The sequence below is a fragment of the Flavobacterium undicola genome (assembly GCF_009909155.2).
In the GTDB taxonomy this organism is placed as follows: Bacteria; Bacteroidota; Bacteroidia; order Flavobacteriales; family Flavobacteriaceae; genus Flavobacterium; species Flavobacterium undicola.
The window spans coordinates 25,364-42,808 of the sequence record NZ_JAAAPM020000016.1 but is presented as its reverse complement, the minus strand read 5'-3'; the positions used below and the strand labels follow the sequence as shown (position 1 = coordinate 42,808).

General features: G+C 33.4%; 13 protein-coding genes. 12 read left to right on the top strand and 1 reads right to left on the bottom strand.

Annotation, left to right across the window (positions count from 1 at the left end; translation table 11 throughout):
• The first annotated feature begins 22 nt into the window (after window positions 1–22).
• Window positions 23–3,091, top strand: coding sequence for a T9SS type B sorting domain-containing protein (locus tag GTZ96_RS10740; protein ID WP_161643928.1), 3,069 nt, complete (start codon window positions 23–25; stop codon window positions 3,089–3,091).
• 79 nt (window positions 3,092–3,170) lie between these two features.
• Here GTZ96_RS10740 and gldA read toward each other — a convergent pair whose 3' ends face one another.
• The gene (gldA, locus tag GTZ96_RS10735; RefSeq protein ID WP_161643926.1) at window positions 3,171–4,067 is read right to left on the bottom strand and encodes a gliding motility-associated ABC transporter ATP-binding subunit GldA; all 897 of its coding nucleotides are present in this window, start codon (window positions 4,065–4,067) and stop codon (window positions 3,171–3,173) included.
• Between the two features lie 293 nt (window positions 4,068–4,360).
• On the opposite strand from gldA, the gene GTZ96_RS10730 reads away from it, so the two are divergent.
• The 11 genes from GTZ96_RS10730 to GTZ96_RS10680 all read left to right on the top strand — a co-directional run bounded on the left by GTZ96_RS10730 (window position 4,361) and on the right by GTZ96_RS10680 (window position 17,441).
• A complete protein-coding gene (locus tag GTZ96_RS10730) occupies window positions 4,361–5,260 on the top strand; it encodes a prephenate dehydratase (RefSeq protein WP_161643924.1) in 900 nt (299 codons plus the stop codon).
• Between the two features lie 71 nt (window positions 5,261–5,331).
• Complete coding sequence (locus GTZ96_RS10725) at window positions 5,332–6,513, top strand: pyridoxal phosphate-dependent aminotransferase (RefSeq protein ID WP_161643922.1); 1,182 nt, start codon at window positions 5,332–5,334, stop codon at window positions 6,511–6,513.
• A gap of 10 nt (window positions 6,514–6,523) precedes the next feature.
• Entirely contained in the window at window positions 6,524–7,444 is a 921-nt protein-coding gene (locus GTZ96_RS10720; protein ID WP_161643920.1) for a prephenate dehydrogenase, read from the top strand.
• Window positions 7,445–7,500: 56 nt separating this feature from the next.
• Entirely contained in the window at window positions 7,501–8,583 is a 1,083-nt protein-coding gene (locus GTZ96_RS10715) for a bifunctional 3-deoxy-7-phosphoheptulonate synthase/chorismate mutase type II (protein ID WP_161643918.1), read from the top strand.
• Between the two features lie 129 nt (window positions 8,584–8,712).
• On the top strand, window positions 8,713–9,693 hold the full coding sequence (rsgA, locus tag GTZ96_RS10710; RefSeq protein WP_161643916.1) for a ribosome small subunit-dependent GTPase A: 981 nt from the start codon (window positions 8,713–8,715) through the stop codon (window positions 9,691–9,693).
• Complete coding sequence (gene dtd / locus GTZ96_RS10705; protein ID WP_161643914.1) at window positions 9,690–10,142, top strand: D-aminoacyl-tRNA deacylase; 453 nt, start codon at window positions 9,690–9,692, stop codon at window positions 10,140–10,142. The genes rsgA and dtd overlap by 4 nt, the downstream gene beginning before the upstream one ends.
• A gap of 133 nt (window positions 10,143–10,275) precedes the next feature.
• Entirely contained in the window at window positions 10,276–12,696 is a 2,421-nt protein-coding gene (locus GTZ96_RS10700) for an aminotransferase class I/II-fold pyridoxal phosphate-dependent enzyme (RefSeq protein ID WP_161643912.1), read from the top strand.
• A gap of 33 nt (window positions 12,697–12,729) precedes the next feature.
• Entirely contained in the window at window positions 12,730–13,119 is a 390-nt protein-coding gene (locus GTZ96_RS10695) for a DUF7793 family protein (protein ID WP_161643910.1), read from the top strand.
• A gap of 70 nt (window positions 13,120–13,189) precedes the next feature.
• Window positions 13,190–13,585, top strand: coding sequence for a DUF7793 family protein (locus GTZ96_RS10690; protein WP_161643908.1), 396 nt, complete (start codon window positions 13,190–13,192; stop codon window positions 13,583–13,585).
• Window positions 13,586–13,743: 158 nt separating this feature from the next.
• Entirely contained in the window at window positions 13,744–15,255 is a 1,512-nt protein-coding gene (locus GTZ96_RS10685) for an ATP-binding protein (RefSeq protein ID WP_161643906.1), read from the top strand.
• 275 nt (window positions 15,256–15,530) lie between these two features.
• Window positions 15,531–17,441, top strand: a complete 1,911-nt coding sequence (locus tag GTZ96_RS10680) for a DUF3857 domain-containing protein (RefSeq protein WP_161643904.1) — start codon at window positions 15,531–15,533, stop codon at window positions 17,439–17,441.
• The last annotated feature ends 4 nt before the right edge of the window (window positions 17,442–17,445 follow it).

Sequence of the window (17,445 nt, the reverse complement as noted above, 5' to 3'; positions counted from 1 at the left end):
TACGTGATTAAAAATTGCTGTTTTGGTTAAGAAAATTGTTGTTTTAGTACTTTTTATTTGTTTTTCGTTGCTAGAGGCGAAAGCACAATTGTGTACAGGAAGTTTAGGCGATCCTGTGGTGAAATTGGATTTTGGATCAGGAACAGCTTCGCATGGAAGTGCTTTGGGTACAGGTATTACAAGTTATACCTATACCACAGCAGATTTTCCGAGTGATGGTTCATATACAATTGAGAAAACCACAAATACTGCCGGAACCTGGTGGACAACTACTGATCACACCAGTGGAGGTTATATGATGGTGGTTAATGCCAGTTTTTCGACAACCGATTATTTTTATAAAAATACGGTTACTGGCTTATGTCCGGGAACTACTTATGAGTTTGCTGCCTGGATTATGAATCTGCTAAGAAGTCAGGATAATAGTCCGCCAAATATCACTTTTACAATTGAAGATAGCAGTGGAACTATTTTAGGAACTTATAATACAGGGAATATCGGTTTGTCATCAAGTGCGGTATGGAAACAATACGGATTTTATTTTACCACGCCATCAGGTGTTTCAAATGTGGTTATTCGAATGCGAAATAATAAGGCAGGTGCTGCACCCGGAAATGATATTGCTTTGGATGATATTACTTTTAGAGCTTGTGGACCGACTGTGACTTCTGCAATTCAAAATGAATCGACAACTAATTTAGAAGTTTGTGAGAACGAATCAAGGCAAATTACTTTATCAGGTTCGGTCTCATCTTCTGCATATACAACTATAGGCTATCAATGGCAAAGTAGTAATGATAATGGTCTTTCCTGGACTGATATTTCAGGAGCTAATTCAGCTGATTATACTTTTACTTCTGGTGCAGCGGGTACTTTTAAATACCGATTAGCAACTGCTGATATTTCGAATATTTCTTCTTCTAATTGCCGAATTTTCTCGAATGAAATCACCGTTGTTGTGAAATCAGGTTCTGTAGCACCAACAGTAGTATTGACTCAGCCTAATTGTGATGTGCCTTCGGGAACAATTAGTATTACAGCACCTTCGGGACTTTTGTACAGTATTGATGGTGTGAATTATCAATCAGGTATGGTTTTTTCAGGATTGTCAGGAGGGAATTATAATGTAACGGTCAAAAGTGGAAATTGTGTTTCGGCTCCTAGCGTGGCAACAATTAGTTCCGTGGCTGTTTCTAATGCAGTGCCAACGGTAAGCGTTGTTCAGCCAGTGATTTGTAATAATCCTTATGGAACGATTACTGTAACGAGTTTAGATGCGGAATATAGTTTTGATAACGGACAGACTTGGCAAAATAGCAATGTAAAAACAGGATTTATTCCGGGTGTTTATTTGGTAAAAACCAGAAATAGCTCTTTGTGTGAAACTGCTGCTGCATCAGTAAATATTATTGTGCCACCCGGTTATCCGCCTACGCCTACGGTTTCTGTAGCACAACCGGATTGCGTTGTTACTACTGGAACGATTATGATTTCAGATAATGCTACTGCTTATAGTTTTGATAATGGAATGAGTTGGATTACTTCGAATTCTAAAAATAATCTGGTTGCTGGAACTTATCAGGTTTTGATAAAAAACAATTTGGGTTGTAGTTCTCTTGTTGCGAATGAAGTCGTGATACATCCGTATGTGAATATCGAGCCGCATCCTGTTGTTAGTTCTTCTCAAAGTTTCTGTGTTCAGGACAATAAAAAACTTAATGATATTGCAATTTCAGGTACGAATATCAAATGGTATGATGCGCCCAGCTCTGGAAATTTGCTAAGTGGAACGACTATTTTGACTAGTAGAACTTATTATGCCTCGCAGACAATTTCCATTTGCGAAAGCGAAAGAATTCCTGTTCTTGTTACTATTCAGGCAACAGCAGCGCCGACAGGGAATTCGGTTCAAAGTTTTTGTTCTACGCAGAATGCTACAATTGGAGATTTAGAAGCTATAGGAACAGATATAGTTTGGTATGATTTGGCTACCAATGGTACTGTTTTAGCTGTTTCAACTCCGTTGATTGACAGGGCAAAATATTATGCGACACAAAGGACGAATGGCTGCGAAAGTGTGAATAGGCTTGCTGTTACTGTTTCTATAAGTGTGCCAACAGTAATAGTGAATGATGTGGCTGCTTCGTTTTGTGACGACTTGAATGATGGTGTTGAAATAGTAGATTTGGTTTCTTATGATAGAGCGATTACTTTAGATACATCAACTCAAATTCGTTTTTATCCTTCTCTTGCTGATGCTCAAAATCAAAATAATTCAGCTGAAATTGTCTCGGCAAACAGCTATAATTTGCAAGCGGGTATAACGACACTTTATGCCAGAGTTGATTCGAATGATAAATGTTATCAAGTAGTAAAAGTAGTACTGACTTTGTTTTTAGAACCTATAATTACAATTGGAGATGAGGTGACTCTTTGTGGAAATTCAAATGCTACCATTGAAGCCGGAGAAGGTTTTGATAGTTATTTGTGGTCAACTACTGAAACTACTCCATCAATAACTGTTTCTGATGTGGGGAATTATTCGGTAACGGTTACTAAAAATAATGGGGGTATAAGTTGCTCTGCTACTAAGGATTTTGTAGTTACTTTGTCTAATGTTGCTGTTATTAGTGGTGTTGATATTGTCGATTGGACGGATAATCAAAATGCTATTACAGTAAATTTATCGGCGACAAGTTTAGGCGATTACGAGTATTCTCTGGATGGCGTTACCTATCAAGACGAAAATGTTTTTACAGGATTATTGAGTGGAAGTTATACTGTTTTTGTGCGCGATAAAAATGGCTGTGGGATAATAAGCCAAATAGTGTATATTTTGAATTATCCTAAGTTTTTCACACCTAATGGAGATGGCTTTAATGATACCTGGGCGGTCAAATTTTCAGAAACGGAGGCTGGTTTGAAAACAAGAATATTTGATAGATACGGAAAGTTTCTTAAAGAGTTTGCTAATACTTCTTCTTGGGATGGAACCTATAATGGTCATCAACTGCCGTCAGACGATTATTGGTTTGAAGTTTTTAGAGGAAATAATAAAATTTACAGAGGACATTTTGCAATGAAGAGATAGGTGAAAAAGCATCGTTTAAAACATTAAACGATGCTTTTTTTAGTTTTGTAACTGAATACTAAAAACTGTAAACTGAACACTATTTGGTAATCTCTCTAAATACTGCTTCCAGATTTTTATTTTTCTGATTGAGTTGTAACGTTTTTAAACCGTTATCATGAGCAAAGTCGAAAACGGCAGGACGCATATCTTTATCGGCAATAAATGTGAGTTCCCAAGAGAAATCATGGGTGTTCTTAAAGGATTTTAAATGTGGAATTCTGGCAATAGCTTGTTCTTCGATTTGATAATCAAATTCCACTTCGATAATTTGTTCTTTATCAGCAGAAATTAAATTGTTTAGTTTTTTATCAGTGACAATTTTTCCTTTGTTGATGATGATAACTCGGTCGCAAATTGCTTCTACTTCTTGCATAATATGTGTAGAAAGAAAAACCGTTTTGTCTTTTCCTGCATTTTTAATTACGTTACGTATTTCTAGTAATTGATTTGGATCTAATCCAGTGGTTGGTTCATCCAAAATCAATACATCGGGATTATGAAGTAAAGCATTAGCCAGTCCTACACGTTGACGATATCCTTTAGAGAGTTGGCTTATTTTTTTATGACTTTCTGAATTCAAAGCCGTTAATTGAATTACTTCTTCAATGCGGGATTTAGGTACTTTGTAAACATCGGCATTAAAAGCCAGATATTCTCTAACGTATAAATCCAAATACAAAGGATTATGCTCTGGTAAATAGCCAATAGAAAGTTGAACTGCTTTTGGATTGGTATTAATGTCTTGCCCGTTTACTAAGGCTGTTCCTTCATCGGCGGCAAGATAGGTGGTCAATATTTTCATTAAGGTTGATTTTCCGGCACCATTTGGTCCCAGGAAACCCACAATTTCTCCTTTTTTTATAGAAAATGAAATGTTGTCCAATGCCTTTTGGTCACCATAACTTTTGGATATATTTTTTACTTCTATTGACATGTTTCTTTGATATTTAAGGCAAAAATAAACAGAAAAAGCATTGCTTGGTTTTTTTTGTACAAAATGCAAAATATTTTTTGCGGAATTAAAAATATATTATACATTTGCAAAGTAAAAAAAATATTTACAGATAATTCTATATCAGATGTCAAATAACCGTTTCTATTTTAGTACTTCTTTTTATTTCTTTAGCGAGAGATAAGGATTGTGCTATGGTAATTTGAAAATTTAAGATAAACAAATAAAACTAATATACAATCCTGATGAAAATCAGGATTTTTTTTTGAGTATTTATGAGTATAGTAAACGAGCAAAAAACTTCTACAACTTCTCCCTCTCCTTTGGAGAGGGCTGGGGAGAGGATTGCGATACAAGGTATAGTAGGTTCTTTTCATCATCAGGTGGCTCAGGAATATTATGATCAGGATGTGGTTGTAGATGAGTGTTTATCTTTTGACGAATTGGTAGATAGTCTTTTGTCAGGGAAATCAAGTCAGGCAGTGATGGCTATCGAAAATTCTATCGCGGGTCCTATTATTCCAAACTATGCGTTAATAGATAAGAATAATTTACATATTATCGGGGAGCATTATTTGAGAATTCATCAAAATTTGATGGCATTAAAAGGACAAAGTATTGCCGATATAAAAGAAGTTTATTCGCATCCAATGGCATTATTGCAATGTATGGATTTCTTGAAACAATACCCGCACATCAAATTGGTTGAAGATAAGGATACGGCTGAAACGGCTCGCAGAATTCAGGAAAATCAACTCAAAGGAGTGGCAGCAATCGCCAGTAAAGTAGCTGCTGAAATGTATGGTTTAGAGATTTTAGCTCCCGAGATTCAAACGATTAAAAATAACATGACTCGTTTTGTTATTGTTAATAAAGAGAATTCATTTGTTCCGGAAAACGAAATAAACAGAGCTTCTTTAAAATTCGAATTGGATCATAAACGTGGAAGTTTAGCAGCGGTTTTGAATGTAATGAGCGATTGTAAAATGAATTTGACTAAAATTCAATCGTTGCCAAAAATTGAAACGCCTTGGAAATATTCTTTTTTTGTGGATGTTACTTTTGAAAAATATGAAGATTACGCCAAAGCAAAATCGTTATTGGAGATTATGGCAGAATATTTTAAAGTGTTGGGGGAATATAGAAATACCAAGCCTTTAATAAATGAAGATTAAAAAAGAATAATAAATAAAGCAGATTGTCAATTCGAGCAAAGTCGAGAATAGTTCAAAAGCCAAAGAATAAAATGATTACAACAGCAAATAGATTAAATACAGTTGAGGAATACTACTTTTCATCAAAATTGAGAGAAGTGAGACAATTGGCATCAGAGGGGAAACCAATTATCAATATGGGAATTGGAAGCCCTGATTTGGCACCGTCGAAAGCTGTTATTGATGCAGTTGCATTGGCTATTCAAGATGAAAATGCGCATGGATATCAAAGTTATCAAGGGTTGCCAGAATTGAGAAGTAGTATGGCGGCTTTCTACAAGAATAATTTTCAGGTAGAATTAAATCCAAATACGGAAATTTTGCCTTTAATGGGTTCGAAAGAAGGAATCATGCACATTTCGTTGGCATTTTTGAATGAAGGAGATCAGGTTTTAATTCCTAATCCGGGATATCCAACTTATACTTCGGTGACAAACTTAGTAGGAGCAGAAGCTGTTTATTATGATTTGGCAGAAGCTAATAATTGGGAACCTGATTTTGAAGCTTTAGAAAAATTAGATTTATCGAAAGTGAAACTAATGTGGATAGGTTATCCGCACATGCCAACAGGAGCAAGAGGAAGTTTGCAGTTGTTTGAAAATTTAGTGGCTTTCGCCAAAAAACACCAAATACTGTTAGTGAATGACAATCCATACAGTTTTGTTTTGAATGACAAACCGATGAGTTTGTTGCAGATAGAAGGAGCTAAAGATGTGGCTTTAGAGTTGAACTCATTGAGTAAGACTTTTAACATGGCGGGATGGCGAGTAGGGATGGTTTCAGGAAATGCAGAGCTAATCGATGCAGTTTTAAAAGTAAAAAGTAATATGGATAGCGGAATGTTTTTTGGAATCCAAAAAGGAGCTATCGAAGCATTAAAGAGTGATCAGTCATGGTTTGATTCCATGAATGAAATATATAAAAGACGCCGTGTTTTAACGGAGCAATTAGCTGAAAAGTTAGGTTGTACCGTCTATAAAGAAGGAGTAGGATTATTTGTTTGGGCTAAATTGCCTGAGGGAATACAATCAGCAGAAAAGTTCATCGATCAGATTTTGCATGAAAAATATATTTTTATTGCTCCGGGAACTATTTTCGGTTCTAATGGTGAAGGATATATTCGATTTGCATTATGTGTAAAGGAAGAAAAAGTACAGGAAGCAATAGATAGATTCCTTCCCAACCCCTCCGAAGGAGAGGCTTTGGGCAACTAACAGAATAATTATGACTAAAAGTAATAGTAATACGTCTCAAGTTTCGGCTCCCTCTCCTTTGGAGAGGGCTGGGGAGAGGATTTTTGTAATAGGTATAGGATTAATAGGTGGTTCGATGGTTTTAGACATCAAAGCACTTTATCCGGAAGTTACTGTTTACGGAATAGACAATAACGAAACGCACTTGCAGCAAGCATTAGAGTTAGGTGTTATTGATGTTGCGGCTACTATGGAAGATTTGCATGAAGCAGATTTTGTAATTGTGTCGGTTCCTGTAAATGTTGCTATTAGTTTATTGCCTCAAGTATTGGATTTAGTTGGAGAAAACGCCATTGTTTTAGAAGTAGGTTCGACTAAGAACCCAATTTGTAAAGCGGTAGCTAATCATCCTAAAAGAAGAAATTTTATTGCAACGCATCCTATTGCTGGAACGGAATTTTCGGGACCTTCGGCAGCGTTGAGAGATTTGTTTAGAGATAAAACAAACATCATTTGCGAAGTAGAAAAAACGGCTTTCAAATTACAGGAAAAAGCATTAGAAGTGTTTAAAGCTATGGGAATGCGTATTCGTTATATGGATCCAAAATCGCATGATAAACACATTGCTTATGTTTCGCATTTATCGCACATTAGTTCCTTTATGTTAGGGAAAACAGTGATTAATAAAGAAAAAGACGAGCAGGATATTTTTGATATGGCAGGTTCTGGTTTTGAAAGTACAGTGCGTTTAGCTAAGAGTTCGCCAGCGATGTGGACGCCTATTTTCGAGCAAAATAAAGCTCAGGTATTGGAATCATTAGAAGAATATATTTCTAATTTGACACAGTTCAGGGATTTATTGGCACAGGATGATTATAATGCAATATATGAGGAGATGGCGAGTGTGAATAAAATTAGAGAGATATTAAACGGAATAAGCGTTAAAAAATAGAGTAAAGAGAATAATAATATAACAACACATAATTAAAAGAAATAAATTAATAAAAGATGGAAAACACAAAAGAAATGAGAAATTGGTTGGATGCTTTCAAATTAAATCATCCATTTGTGATAGCAGGACCTTGTAGTGCTGAAACTGAAGAGCAAGTATTGAAAATTGCTCACGAATTAAAAAATTCTGATGTAAGCGTATTTAGAGCAGGAATTTGGAAACCAAGAACTCGTCCGGGAGGATTTGAAGGTATTGGAGAAATAGGATTAAAATGGTTGAAAAAAGCTAAAGAAGAAACAGGATTGTTGATGGGAACTGAGGTTGCTACTGCTGCTCACTGTAAATTAGCTTTAGAATATGATATCGATGTATTATGGGTTGGAGCTCGTACAACAGCTAATCCATTTGCAGTTCAGGAAATTGCTGATACATTGGCTGGAACTGATAAAATTGTTTTGGTTAAAAACCCGGTAAATCCAGATATGGCTTTATGGTTAGGTGGTGTGGAGCGTTTACACATGGCTGGTATCAAAAATTTAGGAGTAATTCACAGAGGTTTCTCTACTTATGAGAAAACTAAATACAGAAACATTCCAGAATGGCAAATTGCTATCGAATTGCAAAATAAATTCCCTGATTTACCATTAATCATCGATCCATCTCACATTACAGGAAATCGTAACATGATTCTTGAAGTAACTCAAGAGGCTTTAGATTTGAACTATGATGGTATGATTATCGAAACGCATATTGACCCGGATAATGCATGGTCTGATGCTGCTCAACAAGTTACTCCAGATGCGTTGAAGCAAATCTTGAAAGACTTGAAAATTAGAAAAGTTAGCGGAGATACTCCTGATTTTGAAAACAAAATGTCTAAATTAAGAGCTAACATCGATGTTTTAGATGCTAATTTATTAGAGCTTTTAGGAAAAAGAATGAAAGTAGCTGACGAAATTGGTCAAGTGAAAAAAGAAAATAATGTAGCTGTTTTGCAACACAACCGTTGGAATGAAATCCAAGAGAAAATGGTTGCTGAAGGTGGTAAAAAAGGATTGTCTGAAGAATTTATCACTAAATTATTCAAATCTATTCACCAGGAAAGTATTGAGCACCAAGAGAAAATTATCAACGGATAATTGACTTTTTTTAAATAGTAAGAATCCCTTTGACTTAATAAAAGTTGGAGGGATTTTTTTATTTAAAGCAGATAGCAAAAACCTTAAACTTTACACTTTGAACTTGAAACAAAATTTTATCTTTGCCCTATGACAGGAATCGTTTATAAATCAACAGGAAGCTGGTACACGGTAAAATCCGACGAAGGGAATTTTGTGGACTGCAGAATAAAAGGAAAGTTTAGGATGAAAGGTATTAAAAGTACCAATCCTATAGCTGTGGGCGATCATGTGGATTTTGAATTAGAAGAGTCATCTGATACGGTTACTGGGGTGATTAATACAATTCACGAAAGGAAGAATTATATTGTTCGAAAATCAGTGAATTTATCACATCAAATGCACATTATCGCTGCTAATATTGACTGTGTCTTTTTGTTAATCACAGTAAACAATCCGCCAACCACTTTTAATTTTATTGACCGATTTTTAGTTACTGCCGAGGCATACGGAATTGAAACCGTTTTAGTTTTTAATAAAATAGACACTTTTAATGAAGCTACTCTTGATGAACAGTTGTATATGCAACATGTGTATCAAAACATTGGGTATAAATGTCTTCGTGTTTCTTCAACTGAAAAGAAAGGAGTTGAAGAATTAAGAGAATTAATGATTGATAAGGTAAGTATGTTTTCTGGGCATTCCGGAGTAGGGAAATCTACGTTGGTTAATGCATTAGAGCCAACCTTAGATCTTAAAACAAAACAAATTTCCGAAGCAAGTAAACAAGGACAGCATACCACTACTTTTGCTGAAATGTATGATTTGTCTTTTGGTGCCCGAATAATTGATACTCCAGGTATCAAAGGTTTTGGAATTGTAGATATGCAAAAAGAAGAGATTAGTAGTTACTTTCCTGAATTTTTTAAATTAAAAGATCAGTGTAAATTCAATAACTGTCTGCATAAAGAAGAGCCTAAATGTGCTGTAAAAACCGCTTTGGAAAATGATGAAATAGCTTGGTCTCGATACAACAGCTATTTGAAAATATTGGAAGGAGATGACGAGCATTATCGTACCGATATTTACGATGACGATCGAAAACAAAGTGATGAATTGAGAGGTCAATGAGAGTTGTAATTCAAAGAGTTACTGAAGCTTCTGTTACTATCGAAAATGAAATAGTAGCTTCAATAGAAAAAGGTTTGTTGGTTCTTGTAGGTATTGAAGATGCCGATACACAAGAAGATATTGATTGGTTAGTATCTAAAACTGCTAAAATTCGCATTTTTGGTGATGAAAATAATGTGATGAACTTATCAGTCCAAGATGTTGATGGAGATATTATTGTGGTAAGTCAGTTTACACTTCATGCTGGCACTAAAAAAGGAAACAGACCTTCATACATAAAAGCGTCCAAGCCTGAAATCGCCATTCCCCTTTATGAAAATTTTGTTCGAAAATTGGAATCAGAAATTGGTAAAAAAGTTCAAACCGGTGAATTTGGTGCCGATATGAAAGTAAGTTTGCTTAATGATGGACCTGTGACCATAGTAATCGATAGCAAAAGCAAAGAATAGTTTTTTTGTGATGTTATTTATTTCTTAGAACATATATTGTTGTCGATTTTTTTATTCTGTTTTATTTTCTAAATTTGAGGATAATCACATTAATGATTCCTACAAGTTTTGATAACTTAACAAACTCCGAATTTTGGCAAAAATAAATCATAATAATTACTTAGACGTTGTTGATAATGTATGGACCTCTGCGAAAGAAAAAGGAATCATGCATATCAATTCTGAAGAACAAAGTTTTAATGGTGAAAAATTTACTATTAAAGGCAGAGATTTAATAAATTTTGGAACCTGTGGCTATTTGGGTTTGGAAATGCATCCTGATTTAATAGCCAATTCAATGGAATTGACAAAGAAATTCGGTACGCAATTATCTATGTCCAGGGCATACATCCGTCCCACTTACATTCAGGAGTTAGAGGAATTAATGTCTCAAATATTTGATGGCAATAAAGTTATCTGCTATACTTCAACTTCAAATGCGCATATTTCTGTTATTGCTACTATTATTAAATCGGATGATTTAATAATACTGGATCAACAAGTGCATTTTAGCGTACAATTTCCATGTAAAAACACCAAATTACAAGGAACAGAAGTAAAAATGGTCAGGCATTCTAATTATGAAATGTTAGAGGAAATGATTCGTGAAAACTACAATAAATACAACCGCATTTGGTATATGGCGGATGGTGTTTATTCGATGCATGGCGATTTACCGGATACCACTATTTTAAAGAACTTGCTTGATAAATACCCGAAACTGCATTTGTATTTTGATGATGCACATGGAATGGGCTGGGATGGAAAAAATGGAGCAGGGTATATCTACAATCGATTGGGAGTTAGTGAACGTATTGTTATAATCTCAACACTTGCCAAAGGTTTTGGCTGTGTTGGGGGAACAGCCATTTTTTCGGATCCTGAAATGTATCGAAGAACAGATGTTTTTGGCGGACCATTAAGTTATTCTCATCCATTATCTCCTGCAAATGTTGGAGCAGCAATCGCTTCTGCAAAAATTCATCTTTCTGACGATATTTATACGTATCAATCGGAATTAAAAGAATTGATGAATTACATGAATATGAGATTGAAAGAAAAAAATCTCACGAATATTTCATCGCCTGATTCTCCTATTTATTTTATTGGAAGTGGTTTAAATAAAGTAACACGGAATTTTGTTCATCGTATTTTAGAAGAAGGAATCTATGTAAACACAGCTATGTTTCCAGTGGTTCCTAATGATAAATCGGGTTTGCGATTTACATTGACTCGACACAACACAAAGGCTGATATTGATTTATTAACCGATGCAATGGCGTATCATTTACCCAAGGCTATTGAAGAAGAAGGGGATAGTGTTGAAAGGGTTTACAAAGAGTTTGGGTTTCATTTACAGAAAAATGAAAAGAATATAAATATATTGGTTGAGCCAACAAATAATTCGAGCTTATTTGTCGAAGAATATACAACGATACATGACATAAATGCTGAGGATTGGAATTCGATGTTTAAAGATAGAGGAAACATCACCCATTCAGGAATGCAGGCTATGGAAGAAATTTTTTCAAATAATGAGAAACCTGAAGAGAATTGGAGTTTCCATTACATCATAGTTAAAGACAAGGAAGGAAAATTAGTGTTGTCTACGTTTTTTACGGGTGCTATTTATAAAGACGATATGGTGGCACAAGAAAATGTGTCAAAACAAATAGAAGAAGTGCGCAAGAGTGATCCTTATTATTTATGTTCAAAAACATTAGCAATGGGTTCTTTATTTTGTGAGGGTGATTTTATTTATCTGGACGTTGAACACCCTGAATGGAGGAATTCAGTGAATCATTTATTTGATTTTGTTTCGAAAGTAAAAAAAGACATTGATGCAACAGCAGTTATTTTTAGAGATTTTGAAGAGGGTAATGTTTTAAATCAAATCATAGAAGAGGAAGGCTATGCTAAAATGCGAATGCCAAACACTAATATTATCAAGAATCCTAAGTGGGAAACTACCAATGATTTAATGGCATTAATAAAATCGAGTAAAAAACGAGATAACATTAAGCAATATGCTATCAGACATCTGGATAAATTTGATATAAAAATTAAAAATCAAATCACAGATGAGGAAGCAACTCAGTATTTTAATTTATTCGCAAACGTTAAAAATGCTAATTACTCTTTCAACTTTTTTCAATATCCTGAAAAAATGGCTAAAGTTCTTTCTAAATATAAAGAATGGGAATTTATTGAAATTAGTCTAAAAGAAAATAATCAGGTAGTTGCTGTTGTCTTTGGGAATATTGGCAATGATCACTACTGTCCTTTAATCGTTGGATTAGACTACGATTATATTAATACACATCAAATATATAAGCAAGCCATGTTTCAAATGGTGAAAAGAGGAAACGATTTAAATAAAAAAGTTACTTATTTAGGCTTGACAGCCGATTTTGAAAAGCAAAAATATTTAGCTTTGACAATTCCTACATGGGCTTATCTAAAAGTAGATGAAACCTATAACCTGGAATTAATTGAATCGCATTCAAACATATAGTTGAATAATAAGATACATAAAAAAACATTGAATATGAAAGAAGTGGAAAATGATTTTATTAAATTTTGGATAGAAGATGATATTCTACATTCTCAATTTAAAAAAACAACTGAGGGTACTATTGAAAACATAAAAGCTATAATTGATTTGCGCCATCAGATATCAGCTGAGAAGAAGCAATATTGGTGTTATGATTTTAATGGAATTAAATCCTATGAAAAAGATGCACGCGATTATGCCGATAAAAATGGGCAAGAAGGCTTATATGCATGTGCGGCAGTACTCAATTCTCATATTGCGAAATTTATTCTTAATGCATTTATGGTATTGAAAAAGCCCACAGTTCCCTTAAGAGGTTTTACCCAAAAAAGCGAAGCCATACATTGGTTAAACGAATTAAAGAAAAAAAACGGACAGTTTTAAAATCTGAATTATTTAGCATGAATGAAATTATACTTATTTAATTGATTAAAAAAACATTTAATGGCAACATATGGAAGAAAATTCCGTTAAAAATGAATATATAAAGTTTTGGTTTGAGAATGGGATTTTAATCTCAAGATTTCAAGAAGGGGTTGAATTGGATCTTGTAAAGATTAAAGAATTAATCAGGATAAGAGAAGAAATTTCTAGAGGAGAAATGCAATATTGGTTATATGATATAACAAATTTGAAAAGCGTATCCAAAGAAGTTCGTGATTATGCCGACCGTTATGGACAGGATTATCTGAATGGTGTAGCGGTATTGGTGAATTCTCATATTACAAAGTTCATGTTTAATACCTATTTGAAATTAAATAAACCTAAGGTGCTTTTCCAAGTTTTTGCAAATAAGGAAAAAGCAGTGGAATGGTTATTAGAAATTAAAACCGAAAACACAAAGCTGTAAAAAAAGTATTATTTTTTAATTTAATAATATTGTTAAGTATGCTATTTTTTAAAAGTTTTTTATTAATTTCATTTTTGTAAGAGTAATAGTTATTTTATGATTATTTTTACCGAAAATTGCCAATAAGAATACACCCAAGTTGAACATAAACCTACAAGATGTCTAAACTAGAAGAAATATTAACCTTAGTACGTTCCATAAACGAAGATGAGTTTCAGGAACAACTAACTCATGGAGAGAGTTTAGAGGATGTTTACCAAGAATTAGTTTTTTTAGCCAAAAAAATTGAGTCTAAAAAGAAAAGAACAGCAGTTATTGTTGAGCATATATCAAATTGTTTTACGGGTGATTTTTTTAATTATTTGCCCATTTCAGAAGCCAATGATGAGTTGGATGTTTTTTGTATGGGTTTCAATACTTATATAGAAGAGTTGAAAGCAGTAATGGTTTCTAAAAAAATAGTAGAAGCTATTAATGAGAAATTAGTTGAAGAGAAAGAACGTTCAGAGCAATTAGCCTTGTCAAGAGATCAATTCTTGTCAAATATGAGCCATGAAATTCGTACGCCGCTTAATGGGATTCTAGGTTTTACTGATTTGTTATTAAATAGTACCTCTTTAGATCCAGAGGAGAGTAAACAATTAGGATACATTAAGATGTCGGGAGATATTTTACTTGTGATTATTAATGACATTTTAGACTTAGCAAAAATTGAATCAGGACAGGTTACCTTATCTAATAAGCCTTTTAATTTGGTTCAGCTAACACGATTGATACATGATACTTTTTCGGTTAAAGCAATAGAAAACGATATTGATTTTAAGATTGTAATTGATAAAAAGGTGCCTTTGGTTTTAAATGGTGATTCAGTTAGAATTTCTCAGATATTTTTTAATTTAATTAGTAATGCAGTCAAATTTACGCCTGCTCAAGGTAAAATTAGATTAAAGATTAAATTTCAAGAGGAAGAAGATGAATCTTATATCATTAAAATTGTAGTAAAAGATTCAGGAATAGGAATCCCATCAGATAAATTACAAGGTGTTTTTAATCCTTTTGTTCAAGTTAATAATGATGCTTCTAGAAAATATGGTGGAACAGGATTAGGATTAACCATTGTTAAGAAGATTATCGATATAATGAATGGAGATATTCAAGTAAAAAGTGAATTAGGTGTTGGAACTAGTTTTACTATAACGCTCCCTTTTCCTAAAAATGATTATTATTTTTCTGCTTCAAAATCTTTTCTTGAAAAAGAATCTAAGGGTAATGCTGTAATTGATGTAAATAAAAAAGTTAAAGTATTAGTAGCAGAGGATAATCGTATCAATCAGATCTTAGTGCAAAAAATATTATCAAAATTTAATTTTGACTCTGTGGCAGTAGCCAATGGAAAGTTAGCTGTTGATGCAGTTATTCAAGAAGATTTTGATGTGGTTTTGATGGATTTGATGATGCCCGTCATGAATGGTTATGAAGCCACATCGGCAATTCGAAGTTTGAAAGATCATACTAAAAAAAATATTCCCATTATTGCATTGTCTGCTGTGGTAACGGGTTCTGTTACTGAGGCTTGTAAGGCCGTTGGGGTTGATGGATACATTTCTAAACCTTTTGAATCAGAAGAGTTGTATAATGTGATTATGGAGTTGGTTACAAAGAATAATTGATTTGTTTTTTGTTATCTAATTTCTGTTTGAGATTAAATTAATTTTTGAAATTAGTATAAAGAAAGCTTTTTTCTCTACTGCTTTTGTATAATCCTTAAATGGGGATTTCTTGTTAAAAAAAATACAAATATTTGTTTGTATTTTGTATGATTTGTTTTATTTTTGAGAACCACGAATAATTAAAAAACCAAAACCAGTATCATAAATAGCTTTTAGATATTTATGGTTTTTTCTTTTCCTCACTTTGGTAATTATTTATATTCTCAAAACCATTTATGAAAATCAAAAATCTTCAATTTGCAATAGTTTTAATATTGTTTGCATTTAAACTTCAGGCACAAAAAAATGAATATCCTATTGCACTTATTGCTGATAGTTTAAAAGAAAATGCAGATGCAGTTGTTCGGTTGAATCAATTGGATATCATTATTTCTTCGCAAAGAAGTATGAATGTTAAAACTAAAAGGATTATTACTGTTTTCAACGAAAATGGCCTTTCAGCTATAGATGCTTTTGAAAATTATGATAAAAAAACTTCGGTTAAGAATATTGAAGTAAAAGTTATTGACGCTTTAGGCAATGAAATTAAGAAAATAAAAAGGAAAGATTTTAAAGACGTAAGTGCCATAAGTGGCAGCACACTTTTTTCTGATTCCAGATATATTTATTTAGATTATACTCCTACACAATATCCTTTTACTGTAATTTATGACAGTGAAGTGGAAACTTCAAATACTGCTTTTATACCTAGTTGGCTTCCTGTTAACGATTTTCTTGTGGGAGTGGAACAAAGTATTTTAAATGTTACTTATCCCAATAATCTTGGTTTTAAGAAAAAAGAATTTAATTTTTCGGGTTTTAATATTCAAAAAACAACTGATACTAATACTCAGTTGAGTTATAAAGCCACCTCTATTTTAGCACAAAAACAAGAACCTTATTGTGCTACTTCCGTTATTTTTCCCAGACTAATGATGGGGTTAGAAAACTTTAATCTTGAAGGAGAAGATGGAACTGCAAAGTCCTGGAAAGAATTTGGAAAATGGTATTATGACCAACTTTTGACAGGAACTACTGAATTATCCCCAGAAACAGCTACTAAAATAAAAGCTCTTGTAGGAAACGAAACAGATGCTATTAAGAAAGCTAAGTTGATTTATGATTATGTTCAGAAAAAATCAAGATATGTTAGTATTCAAGTGGGTATAGGAGGTTGGAAACCTATGCTGGCTAATGATGTAGATCGATTGGGTTATGGCGATTGTAAAGCATTGACAAACTATACCAGAGCGCTTTTGGATATCGTTGGTGTGCCATCTTACAACACGATTTTATATGGTGATACTTATAAAAAAGATATTGAATCTGATTTCGTTTCTACACAAGGAAATCATATGATTTTAGCAATACCTAATGAGAATGATTATGTATGGTTAGAATGTACAAGTCAGGATAATCCTTTTGGTTATCAGGGTAAATTCACCGATGATAGAGCTGTATTAGTTATAAAACCGACAGGCGGAGAAATTGTTCAAACTAAAATTTACGGAGACAAAGGTAATTTGCAAAATAGTAAGGGAACTTATAGCATTGATGAGCAAGGCAATTTATCAGGAAGCATAACTATTGCTTCAGAAGGTTCTCAATATAGCAATAAAGCGAGATTAGAAAATAGTCAACCCAACGAAAAGGAAACACATTACAAAGAATATTGGAGCAATATCAATAATTTAAAATTAGCTAAAATCAATTTCTCTAATAATAAAGAAAAGATAGCCTTTGTAGAAAATGTAGCTGTAAATGCAGTTAATTATGCTACTATTTCGGGTGCAAAAATGATTTTTCCTCTTAACGCTTACAATCAATTTATAAGTTCTGTAAAACGAATTAGAAATCGTAAAAATCCATTCGAAATTCAGCGTGGATATGTAGATGTGGATGAGGTTGAAGTCATGTTACCATTAGGGTTTGCTGTCGAATTTCTTCCGTCCAATTTTGAATTGAATTCTAAGTTTGGAGACTATAAGGCTGAAATTATAAAAAAAGACGCCACTCATTTAGTTTATAAAAGAACTTTATATATCCATAAAGGATTTTATCCTAATACAGAATACGATCAATACCGTCTTTTTATGGAGCAAGTTTCCAGAAATGACAATGCTAAAATTATTTTAACCAAAATCTAAACCA

Excerpts from the sequence above, each read along its gene's own strand:
- gldA (WP_161643926.1), bottom strand. The coding sequence starts at position 4,067 with ATGTCAATAGAAGTAAAAAATATATCCAAAAGTTATGGTGACCAAAAG.
- GTZ96_RS10730 (WP_161643924.1), top strand. The coding sequence starts at position 4,361 with ATGAGTATAGTAAACGAGCAAAAAACTTCTACAACTTCTCCCTCTCCT.
- GTZ96_RS10725 (WP_161643922.1), top strand. The coding sequence starts at position 5,332 with ATGATTACAACAGCAAATAGATTAAATACAGTTGAGGAATACTACTTT.
- GTZ96_RS10720 (WP_161643920.1), top strand. The coding sequence starts at position 6,524 with ATGACTAAAAGTAATAGTAATACGTCTCAAGTTTCGGCTCCCTCTCCT.
- GTZ96_RS10715 (WP_161643918.1), top strand. The coding sequence starts at position 7,501 with ATGGAAAACACAAAAGAAATGAGAAATTGGTTGGATGCTTTCAAATTA.
- rsgA (WP_161643916.1), top strand. The coding sequence starts at position 8,713 with ATGACAGGAATCGTTTATAAATCAACAGGAAGCTGGTACACGGTAAAA.
- dtd (WP_161643914.1), top strand. The coding sequence starts at position 9,690 with ATGAGAGTTGTAATTCAAAGAGTTACTGAAGCTTCTGTTACTATCGAA.
- GTZ96_RS10695 (WP_161643910.1), top strand. The coding sequence starts at position 12,730 with ATGAAAGAAGTGGAAAATGATTTTATTAAATTTTGGATAGAAGATGAT.
- GTZ96_RS10690 (WP_161643908.1), top strand. The coding sequence starts at position 13,190 with ATGGAAGAAAATTCCGTTAAAAATGAATATATAAAGTTTTGGTTTGAG.
- GTZ96_RS10685 (WP_161643906.1), top strand. The coding sequence starts at position 13,744 with ATGTCTAAACTAGAAGAAATATTAACCTTAGTACGTTCCATAAACGAA.
- GTZ96_RS10680 (WP_161643904.1), top strand. The coding sequence starts at position 15,531 with ATGAAAATCAAAAATCTTCAATTTGCAATAGTTTTAATATTGTTTGCA.